Here is a 9,854-nt window from a genome sequence, read left to right as displayed (position 1 = left end):
CTGGCGCTGTCACAGTTCTTCCCTGCGGTCGATGGTGCCGGCTCAGCCGGCCGGCCGACAGCTCGCCGGGTCGGCGACCGGCGGAACGTCAGGCGCGGGAGTCTCGGCGGCGGACGTGGTCTGCGGTGCACTCGGCGTCGGTGACCCGGTCGCGCTGGTGGACGGCGCGGCGGTCGCGGAGGCACTGCCGGACGGGGTCGCCGCCGGCGAGGACGGAGCCGTGGACGACGGCGCCGGGGTCGGGGTGGCCGCCACCGGAGGCGCGGTCTCGCAGGCCGGCTTCAGGTTCGGATTCGACGGCGAGTCGGTGGTCAGCTCGTCGAGCCGCCGCTCCGCGTCCGTCCGGTCGTTGGCGACGATGCCCTTCTTGACCCGGTCCTGCGCGACGACGGTGAGGTCGTCGAGCGTCGCGGCGTCACTGGTCTGCTGCACGCTGGAGAGCGCGAAGCCGGCTATCTCCCCGGGCACGCCCTGGAAGACCGCGAGCCGCCCGTCGTCGGTGGCACCCACGTAGTACTGCGACTGCGTGTACTGCCAGCCGCCCCAGACGCCACCGGCCAGCACCCCGAGCAGCGCGACCGAGAGCACGGCGGTACGCACCGGGTGCCGGCGCGGTCCCTCCGTGGTCTCCTCGGCGGGCACCGCGTCCGCCCCGTTCTCCGAGTCCGGCGAGGCGGACCGCGGCGGGTTCAGCGCGGAGGCGCGCGCGGCGGGCGTGGACGTGTCGGTGACCGCGCCGAGACCCCGGTCGCCGGCGGCCGCGCCGCCGACCATCGGAGCGAGCTCCACGATGTCGCCGTCGGTGGCGTCCGCGACCACGACCGTGATGTTGTCCGGGCCGCCGCCGCGCAACGCGAGCTGCACCAGCCGCTCGACGCACTGCTGCGGGTCGACGTACTCCCGGAGCGTGTCGGCGATCGTCTCCGCGCTGACCACGGCGGAGAGCCCGTCCGAGCAGATCAGGTAGCGGTCGCCGGGCAGGACCTGGCGAACGCTGTACTCCGGGTCGATGTCCCGCCCGTCGAGCGCACGGGTGAGCAGCGAGCGCTGCGGGTGGCTGCCGGCCTCCTCGGGGCTGATCCGCCCCTCGTCGACGAGCATCTGGACGTACGTGTCGTCCTTGGTGATCTGGGAGAACTCGCCGTCGCGCAACAGGTAGGCGCGGGAGTCACCGATGTGCACCATGCCGAACTTCGTGCCCGAGAAGAGGGCGGCGGTGAGCGTGGTGCCCATGCCCTCCATCTGCGGGTTCGCGTCGACGGTGTCACGAAGCTGCTGGTTCGCTGTTTCGACGGCGTTCCGCAGAGCGTCGACCAGGGCGCTGCCGGGAACGTCCTCGTCCAGCGGGGCCATCGCACCGATCACGATGTTGCTGGCGACGTCTCCGGCGGCCATGCCGCCCATGCCGTCGGCCACGGCGAGAAGCCGCGGCCCGGCATAGACGGAATCCTGGTTGCCGTCTCGAATCAGACCGCGGTCACTGCGTGCCGCGTAGCGCAGGGTCAGAGTCATGGCCGCAACTCGAGAGAAGTGCGCCCGATCTTGATCGGAACGCCCAGGGGGACGGGGGTAGGTCCAGTGACCTTAGCGCGGTCCAGGTATGTCCCGTTCGTCGAGCCCATGTCCTCAAGGAACCATTGGCCGTCACGGGGCATCAGGCGCGCGTGCCGTGCGGACGCGTAATCGTCCGTGATCACCAGCGTGGAGTCCTCGGCACGACCGATGGTGATCGGCGCCTCACCCAGAGTGATGCGCGTGCCGGCCAGCTGACCGGCGGTGACCACCATCTGCCGCGCCGCGCGGCCACGCTTGACCTTCGCCGCGGGACGCGCCTGATTGAGGGCCGCGCCCACCCCCCGTGGCGCGGCCACCAGACGACTGGACCGCGCGCCGGCGAAGAGGTCTCGCCGGATCACGCCGACCACCGTGAACACGAAGATCCACAGAAGGACGATCAGGCCTATCCGGGCGACAGTGAGGACGAGCTCTGGCAAGGCGCCTAGCCGTCCACGCGGAACGTCAACGTGGTCGTCCCGAGCTGGATCATGTCGCCGGGATTCAACGCGACCGCGGAGACCCGCTGCCCGTTGACCATCGTCCCGTTCGTCGATCCGAGATCGGTCAGCACCACCTGGCTGCCGTCGAAGTCCAGCCGCGCGTGCCGGCGGGAGATCCCGACGTCCGGCAGACGCAGATTCGCCTGGTCGCCACGACCGATGACGGTCGAACCGATCTGCAGCGGATAGGTGCGGCCGTCGCCGGAGACCAGGCGGATGTTGCGCCCGCCCGGGGCACCGCCGTGCGGCGGGTAGCCGCCCTGGTCGTAGCCACCCTGGTCGTAACCGCTCGGCTGGCCGTAGCCACCCTGGTCGTAACCGCCGCCCTGGTCGTAGCCGCCCTGCATCGGGGCGACCTCGCCACCGGTGTAGACCTCGGCCGTGACCCGGAACATGCCGGTGTCCAGACCGTCACCGCGCTCGATCTCGACGATCACGTCGCCGTAGACGGTCCAGGCCTGCTCACCGATGAACTCGGCCTGGGACTGCGCCAGCTCCTGCGCGAGCGCAGCAGCGTACGGCGCAAGGCGACTGTGGTCGTACGGCGAGAGGTCGATCACGTACCGGTTCGGGACCAGAGTGCGCCCGCCGGCCAGGATAGCCTTGTGCGCCTCGGCCTCTCGTTGCATGGCGTTGAGGATCTCCACGGGGTGGACGACCCCCTTGAAGACCTTGGCGAAGGCCCCTTCGACCAGGCCTTCCAATCGCTTCTCGAAGCGTTGCAGCACGCTCACCGGCTCCTCCTCGGGTTCCGAGGACATGATGGTATCCGGCCGCCGCTCACGCAGCTCGCGTGGCAAACGACCGCTGGTTGCCAGTCTTCATACAGGGACTGGTGGGTGCCGTGCTACTCTTCCGAGGCATCACGGGCGGAAAGCTGCTCACAGCAACAGTTTCGTGATGCGAGCCTTGGACAGCGTAGTCTGTTCGGGCACCTCACAAGAACAACGCAGCGGAGTTGTTATCGATGCTGCAGCTGATCTTGAGAGGCCGGGAACCCCCCGAAGCTAAGGCCCCCAAGCCTATGCCCTAGGGTAGTTCTCAGCCACGGGGATGTGGCGGAATGGCAGACGCGCACGGTTCAGGTCCGTGTGTCCGAAAGGACGTGGGGGTTCAACTCCCCCCATCCCCACGAGAGGCCTGGGGCCCCTGTGTTCGCGGAGAGCGCGAACCGGGGGCCTCTCGTCATTCTGCCCCGGGGCCGAGCCCCGGGTGCCCCGCGTGCCGGATGGTTGCGGATGCGGCGTGGCCGCTTTGAGACCGCGTGCCGGATGGTGCCGAAGCGGCGTGGCCGCTTTGAGACCGCGTGCCGGATGGTGCCGAAGCGGCGTGGCCGCTTTGAGACCGCGTGCCGAATGGGTGCGGATGCCGCGTGTCGGATGGTTCGGGTGCGGCGTGGCCCCTGAGATTGCGTGCTGGATGGCGGCGGGTCGATGGGTGTGCCCTCCAAGAGGTTGCTGGCGGCCTTTCGGAAATGTGTGTGGGGTCCGGCGTGGCGGGGGGGTTGGGAACTCCTGAAGGAAGCCTGGGGTGGGGGGTGCCCTTAAAGGTGTGATTTCTGGGGTTGCGTTGTGGTTTGCGAGTCGTTGGAGTCCGTGAAAGCTACGGCCTCGGCTCGCGATCGTGGGGTGTCTGGTGAGTGTTGCGCTGGTGACCGGGGCGGGAGGGCTCATCGGGTCGGAGGCGGTGCGGCACTTCGCGGGGCTGGGGCTGGATGTCGTCGGGGTGGACAACGACATGCGGGGGCAGTTCTTCGGGCGGGAGGCGTCCACCGCGTGGAACACCCGGCGGCTGGTACGTGAGCTCGGTTCGCACTATATGCACTTTGACCTGGATATTCGCGACCGTGAAGGACTGTCGTCGGTCTTCAAGAAATTCGGGTCCGACGTTTCGGTTGTGATCCATACCGCAGCACAGCCGTCGCACGACTGGGCGGTCCGCGACCCGCTCACGGATTTCGACGTCAATGCGGTCGGGACGCTGAATGTTCTTCAGAATGTGCGCGAGCACTGCGACGAGGCCGCGTTCATTCACTGCTCGACGAACAAGGTCTACGGGGACGGGGTCAACCGGCTGCCGTTCGTGGAGCTGGAAACGCGGTTCGAGCTGGGGGAAGAGCACCCCTACTGGGCCGGCGTGACCGAGTCGATGTCCATGGACCAGGTGCTGCACTCGGTGTTCGGGGCGTCGAAGGTGGCCGCGGACGTGATGGTGCAGGAGTACGGGCGCTACTTCGGCATGCGGACGGTGGTGTTCCGCGGGGGAACGTTGACCGGACCTGCGCATTCGGCCACTGAGCTGCACGGATATCTGGCTTACTTGATGCGGTGCAACATGGAGCAGCGCGTCTACAAGATCTTCGGGTACAAGGGAAAAATGGTTCGTGACTCTATTCACAGTCACGACGTACTGACGGCCTTCGAGGCGTTCTTTCGCGCCCCTCGATGCGGCGCCGTGTACAACTTGGGCGGCGGCCGGCGGTCGAACAGCTCGCATCTCGAGGCGTTCGCACTGGCCGAGTCGATCACCGGGCTGCCGATGCGCACGGAGTACGTGCCGGAGAACCGGGTCGGTGACCACCGCTGGTGGATCGGGTCCAACGCGGCGTTCGAGCGTGACTATCCCGGGTGGCGGCAGCTTTACGACGTCCCGATGATCCTGCGGGAGATCTACGAGGCGAACGCGGACAAGTGGGTCCCGGGGTTCGTCTCATGATCGCGCAGGGCAAGCGCAACGTCCTCGGCGTCATGGTGGACGTGGTCGACTACGAGTCCGCGGTCGACCAGATCGTCGAGGCGGCGCACCGCAGGCGGCCGTTCGCGCTCACCGCGCTGGCCGTGCACGGCGTGATGACCGGCGTGCTGGACCCGGTGCACAACGCGCGGCTCAACGGCTTCGACCTGGTCACGCCGGACGGACAGCCGGTGCGGTGGGCGCTCAACCTGCTGCACCAGGCCGGGCTGGCGGACCGCGTCTACGGGCCGGAGCTGACGCTGCGCGTGCTGGCCCGGTGCGCGGCCGAGAACCTGCCGGTCTACCTCTACGGCTCCACCGAGGACACGCTGGCGCTGCTCGTACCGGCGCTGCACCGGATGTTTCCCGGCATCCGGATCGCGGGCGTGGAGTCGTCGAAGTTCCGGCCGGTCGAGGCGGGCGAGGACGAGGAGATCGCGGCCCGGATCAAGGCCTCCGGCGCGCGGCTCGTGCTGGTCGGGCTCGGTTGCCCCCGGCAGGAGGTGTTCACGTACGCGATGCGGCCGCTGCTGGACATGCCGCTGCTCGCCGTCGGCGCCGCGTTCGACTACCACGCCGGCCTGCTGCGGAACCCGCCCGCATGGATGCAGCGCGTCGGCCTCGAGTGGTTCTGGCGGCTCGGGCTGGAGCCCCGCCGGCTGTGGCGGCGGTACATCGTGCTGAACCCCGCGTACCTGGCCCGGCTCGGCGCGCAGAAGACCCGGCTGTGGAACGCGCAGCCACCGGAGCCGGCGAACGAGCGCCCGCCGACGTTCTCCATCTGAAGCTGGGGGTTTTCTTCAGGCAAGCGCTTTCCTATGCTGTGGCGGCACGCCGACATCAACGGAAGGGCACCGCCATGAAGATCGACGACGGGCTCGGCCCGGCGGACCTGCTGCCGAGGATCACGCAGCTGTGGGAGGCCTCGGCCGCGAAGATCGAGTCGATCGAGCAGACCTGCCCACCCGGTTCCCCCTCGCCGGTCTTCACCATGGCCGGGCGGTACACGGCCCGCGGCTGGACCGAGTGGACCCAGGGCTTCCAGTACGGCTCCGCGATCCTGCAGTTCGACGCGACCGGGGACGAACGGTTCCTGACCATCGGCCGGGACGCCACCGTGAACGTGATGGCCGGGCACGTCAGCCACATCGGCGTGCACGATCACGGCTTCAACAACGTCAGCACGTACGGCAACCTCTGGCGGCTGGCCGGCGAGGGCCGGATCGACGCCGGTGACCGGAACTTCCTCGAACTCGCCCTGAAGATCACCGGAGCGGTGCAGGCGGCCCGCTGGCAGCGCACGCAGGACGGCACCGGCTACATCTACTCGTTCAACGGGCCGCAGTCGCTGTTCGTGGACACCATTCGCTCGTGCCGCGCGCTGGCCGTGTCGCATCTGCTCGGGCACGCGCTGATGGGCGAGCACGACGAGAAGATCTCGCTGCTCGGCCGGATCGTCGAGCACGCGCGCAACACCGCGCGGTTCAACATCTGGTACGGCACCGGCCGCGACTTCTACGACGTCCGGGGGCGGACCGCGCACGAGTCGCTGTTCAACGTGAACGACGGCCACTACCGCGCGCCGAGCTCGCAGCAGGGCTACTCGCCGTTCAGCACCTGGACGCGCGGCCTGGCCTGGGCGATGGTCGGCTACCCGGAGCAGCTGGAGTTCCTGGACACGATCGCGGACGAGGAGCTGGAGCCGTTCGGCGGGCGCACCGAGATCACCGCGATGATGCTCGACGCGGCCACCGCGACCTGTGACTTCTACCTGGAGCACACGCCGGTCGACGGCATTCCGTACTGGGACACCGGCGCGCCCGGCCTGGCCCACCTCGGCGACTACCTGGGCCGGCCGGCCGACCCGTACAACGCGCACGAGCCGGTCGACTCGTCCGCGGCCGCGATCGGCGCGCAGGGCCTGCTCCGGCTGGGCCGCTACCTGACCGCGCACGGCCGGGCCGAGGACGGCCGCAGGTACTGGCAGGCCGGGCTCACCGTGGCCAACACGCTGTTCGCCGAGCCGTACCTGTCCACCGACCCGGCGCACCAGGGTCTGATCCTGCACTCGGTCTACCACCGGCCGAACGGCTGGGACCACGTGGCGGACGGGCAGCGCGTACCGAACGGCGAGTCCAGCATGTGGGGCGACTACCACGCCCGTGAGCTGGCGCTCTACCTCCAGCGCGTCGCCCGCGACGAGCCCTACTACACCTTCTTCGGGGGTACGCGATGATCGCGCTCGTCACCGGCGGCTCCCGCGGCATCGGCCGTGGCATCGTGGTCTGCCTGGCCCGGGCCGGGTACGACGTGGTCGTCAACTACGCCGGCAACGTGGACGCCGCGAAGGAGGTCGCCGCGGAGGCCGAGTCGCTCGGCCGGCGCGCGCTGACCGTGCAGGCCGACGTGTCCGTGGCCGCGGACCGCGAGCGACTGCTGGCCGAGTCCTACGCCGCGTTCGGCCGGCTGGACCTGTTGGTCAGCAACGCGGGCGTGGCGCCGAAGGTGCGGGCGGACATCCTGGAGGCGGACGAGGAGTCCTTCGACCGGGTGCTCGGCATCAACCTCAAGGGCCCGTACTTCCTGATCCAGTCCACCGCCAACCGCATGATCGCCCAGCCGGCGGGCGAGACCCGTCCGAAGATCGTGATCATCTCGTCGAACAGCGCGTACACCGCGAGTGTGAACCGCGGCGACTACTGCGTGTCCAAGGCCGGCCTGGGGATGGTCACGCAGCTGTTCGCGGCGCGGCTGGCCGAGCACGGGATCAACGTCTACGAGATCCGCCCTGGCATCATCGCCACGGACATGACCGGCGCGGTCACGGCCAAGTACGACGAACTGATCCTCAACGGGGGAATCCAGCCGATTCGCCGCTGGGGCAAGCCGGACGACGTGGGCCGCGCGGTCGTCGCGGTCGCCACCGACCTGCTGCCGCACAGCACCGGCGAGGTGATCAACGTGGACGGCGGCTTCCACCTGAAGACGCTCTGACCACGACGGTACGAGACCTAGGGACAGCCGCTGGGGTGGCGGACGGCGGCGGGGATCGCGGCCATCCGCACCAGCACCTGACGCGGGTCACGCGGGTTGCCGACGTCGTCGAGGCGGACGCCGCGCACGAAGACCCACAGGCCGTCCGGCAGGCGCTGGACGTGCATCACGTCGTCGACCAGCAGCGTGAGGCCGCCCGCGCCGAATTTGTAGTCCGCCTCGGCGAGGGCCAGCACGTCGCCGCGTTTCACCACGGCTCCTGGCTCCACGTCCACAAGACTGCCTCCGCCGCACCCGGAAATGCAACTCCCAGTTTTCTGGGTGTTGCATTGGCGGCGGAGGAAGACGGGGTCCCGGGCACAACGAGGTGCACGGGACCCCGGCCGACCCTCCCCAGGCCGGTCCATGCCGCGCCGCGCGGGCGCGAAACCTGTCCCGGCAGGGTATGGCGCCGCACCCCTCATCCGCCAGATCCGGAATAGTCGGATATTTCGCGCCGACCCCCTACGGGTGGTGAACCCGGGCCCGACCAGGGCAGGTCCCGGATTCGCCGTCCGTCGATGTGGGTAACGCTGACCGGCATGACCGAAGCCGTGCACCTCGGAGCCATGCTCGCCCTCGCCGCCGTCTGGCTCACCGCCGGCGTCCTGGCCGACGGGCTGCCCGACGCGCCGTCCGCCCGCGCGCTGCGGCAGCGGTCCGGCTCGGTGCTCGTGCTCGCGACCGGCGGCCTCGCCGTCCTGGTCGCGCTGGCGCTGATCCCGGCACCCGAGTGGTCGCCGGCCACGCCCCGCACGGTCGACCCGCGCCTGCTCTCGTTGCTGCTCCCGCTGGTCCCAGCCGTCTTCGCGGCCGGCTTCACGCTGCGCCGCGTGGCCCGGATCCGGACCGCCACGTCCGCGTTCACCTCGGCCCCGGGCGTACCGCTGCCGCCCGCACTGCGCGCCGGCGCCGCGCACCCGCTGCTCGCGATCCCGCTGCAGGCCACCGCCCTGGCCTCCGCCGTCGCCGGCACGCTGGCGACCGGCTGGCTCGACCCGGCGGGCTCCGGCGCGATCGGCATCATCGTGACCGGCCTGGCCCTCGCGACGGTCGTCCTCGCCATCCGTCACGCGCTGCGCCACAGCCGCCTCGCCGAGGGCGCGATAACGGTCCGCCGCGCGTCCGCCGCCGCCCTCTCCCGCTGACCGAGGACCACACCCAAAACCGTGATCTGCCCACTTCCGGCGTGGTGCGGCCCGCATGCTCCCGCGGGCACCGGTCGGCCGTAGGCCGGCCTTCCTGCCGGTTCCGCGGTGCGCGGGAAAGGTCCGGCGGGTCAGCGACGGTCGAGGGCGCCCTGGGTGTAGATCAGCTCCAGGATGGCGCGGGTGGCCTCGAACCAGCGGTCCAGCCAGCCGGGCTCGGGAAGGGAACCGCGCGGCGGCAGCTCGAGGAGCAGGCCGCGGAGCAGCGGGTGGTCCGCGAGCGGGCCCGGGTCGGAGGTGTCCGGCCATCCGGTCGTCGGGAACACCGGCTCCTCCAGACCGGCCAGCGCCAGGGACGGCAGCCGCGGGTTGTGGTCGATGGACGGCTCGTCGAGCGCGCCGGAGCGCGGGCTCAGTTCCACGTCGGGGCCGACCTCGCCGGAGAGGACCCGGTCGCGCTGGATCGGGCGGTACCCGTTCAGGTGACCGGCGAACCGGTCCTGCGTCGCCGATCCGTTGCCGAGGTTGTCGGGGCCAATGCTCACTGCTCTCGCCTGCCTTGCTCGCTTCAACTCGGCCCGGCGCAACACCGGGTTCATGAGTGCAACGAAGGTCCTGGCGATCCGGCCACGGCGGAATGTCGGTTTTGCGGGCATCCGGTGGGCCGGACGGCAGCGTACGGCCCACCGAACGTCTATGCCTCAGAGGTCGAACTCGCCGTTCTTGGTGCCGGCGAGGAAGGCGGACCAGCCGTCCGGCGCGAGGATCAGCGCCGGCCCGTCCGGGTCCTTGGAGTCACGAATCGCGATCGCCGGCGTGACGAAAGCGATCTCCACACAGTTGTCGCAGTTGGGGCCGCTGCGAGAACTCTTGCGCCACATCG

At 70.0% G+C, this 9,854-nt stretch carries 11 protein-coding genes and 1 tRNA gene; 6 read left to right on the top strand and 6 right to left on the bottom strand.

Features of this window, described 5'->3' with window-relative positions; all coding sequences use genetic code 11:
* Positions 1-42: 42 nt before the first annotated feature.
* From J2S44_RS19345 to J2S44_RS19335, 3 genes are read right to left on the bottom strand one after another with little or no spacing between them, the layout of a single operon-like run.
* Positions 43-1,512, bottom strand: a complete 1,470-nt coding sequence (locus J2S44_RS19345; protein ID WP_310415796.1) for a protein phosphatase 2C domain-containing protein — start codon at positions 1,510-1,512, stop codon at positions 43-45.
* The gene (locus J2S44_RS19340; protein WP_307242095.1) at positions 1,509-1,994 is read right to left on the bottom strand and encodes an FHA domain-containing protein FhaB/FipA; all 486 of its coding nucleotides are present in this window, start codon (positions 1,992-1,994) and stop codon (positions 1,509-1,511) included. Before J2S44_RS19340 ends, J2S44_RS19345 begins: the two co-directional genes overlap by 4 nt.
* A 5-nt stretch (positions 1,995-1,999) precedes the next feature.
* Positions 2,000-2,818 (bottom strand): FHA domain-containing protein, encoded by an 819-nt coding sequence (locus tag J2S44_RS19335; protein ID WP_310415793.1) that lies wholly within the window; start codon positions 2,816-2,818, stop codon positions 2,000-2,002.
* Between the two features lie 288 nt (positions 2,819-3,106).
* On the opposite strand from J2S44_RS19335, the gene J2S44_RS19330 reads away from it, so the two are divergent.
* The 5 genes from J2S44_RS19330 (at position 3,107) to J2S44_RS19310 (ending at position 7,784) form a co-directional block, all read left to right on the top strand.
* Positions 3,107-3,189 (top strand) — tRNA-Leu (locus J2S44_RS19330).
* A 503-nt stretch (positions 3,190-3,692) separates the two neighbouring features.
* Positions 3,693-4,772 carry an NAD-dependent epimerase/dehydratase family protein gene (locus J2S44_RS19325; RefSeq protein WP_310415791.1) on the top strand — a complete coding sequence of 360 codons (1,080 nt, stop codon included), beginning with the start codon at positions 3,693-3,695 and terminating at the stop codon, positions 4,770-4,772.
* Entirely contained in the window at positions 4,769-5,575 is an 807-nt protein-coding gene (locus tag J2S44_RS19320; RefSeq protein WP_310415787.1) for a WecB/TagA/CpsF family glycosyltransferase, read from the top strand. The genes J2S44_RS19325 and J2S44_RS19320 overlap by 4 nt, the downstream gene beginning before the upstream one ends.
* Positions 5,576-5,649: 74 nt before the next feature.
* Positions 5,650-7,026 carry a hypothetical protein gene (locus J2S44_RS19315; RefSeq protein ID WP_310415784.1) on the top strand — a complete coding sequence of 459 codons (1,377 nt, stop codon included), beginning with the start codon at positions 5,650-5,652 and terminating at the stop codon, positions 7,024-7,026.
* The gene (locus tag J2S44_RS19310; RefSeq protein WP_310415782.1) at positions 7,023-7,784 is read left to right on the top strand and encodes a 3-ketoacyl-ACP reductase; all 762 of its coding nucleotides are present in this window, start codon (positions 7,023-7,025) and stop codon (positions 7,782-7,784) included. The genes J2S44_RS19315 and J2S44_RS19310 overlap by 4 nt, the downstream gene beginning before the upstream one ends.
* Positions 7,785-7,801: 17 nt before the next feature.
* Here the strand turns inward: J2S44_RS19310 and J2S44_RS19305 are convergent, their stop codons facing one another.
* Positions 7,802-8,053: a hypothetical protein gene (locus J2S44_RS19305; RefSeq protein ID WP_310415779.1), complete on the bottom strand. Its 252-nt coding sequence runs from the start codon at positions 8,051-8,053 to the stop codon at positions 7,802-7,804.
* 312 nt (positions 8,054-8,365) lie between these two features.
* On the opposite strand from J2S44_RS19305, the gene J2S44_RS19300 reads away from it, so the two are divergent.
* A complete protein-coding gene (locus tag J2S44_RS19300; RefSeq protein ID WP_310415776.1) occupies positions 8,366-8,971 on the top strand; it encodes a hypothetical protein in 606 nt (201 codons plus the stop codon).
* Between the two features lie 131 nt (positions 8,972-9,102).
* Here the strand turns inward: J2S44_RS19300 and J2S44_RS19295 are convergent, their stop codons facing one another.
* Both J2S44_RS19295 and J2S44_RS19290 read right to left on the bottom strand, forming a co-directional pair.
* Positions 9,103-9,570 carry a hypothetical protein gene (locus J2S44_RS19295; RefSeq protein WP_307242081.1) on the bottom strand — a complete coding sequence of 156 codons (468 nt, stop codon included), beginning with the start codon at positions 9,568-9,570 and terminating at the stop codon, positions 9,103-9,105.
* Between the two features lie 102 nt (positions 9,571-9,672).
* Positions 9,673-9,852 carry a DUF397 domain-containing protein gene (locus J2S44_RS19290; protein ID WP_310429774.1) on the bottom strand — a complete coding sequence of 60 codons (180 nt, stop codon included), beginning with the start codon at positions 9,850-9,852 and terminating at the stop codon, positions 9,673-9,675.
* Between the last annotated feature and the right edge of the window lie 2 nt (positions 9,853-9,854).

It is taken from the genome of Catenuloplanes niger (assembly GCF_031458255.1).
GTDB classification, from domain to species: domain Bacteria; phylum Actinomycetota; class Actinomycetes; order Mycobacteriales; family Micromonosporaceae; genus Catenuloplanes; species Catenuloplanes niger.
This window is presented reverse-complemented; position numbering and strand designations above follow the sequence as displayed.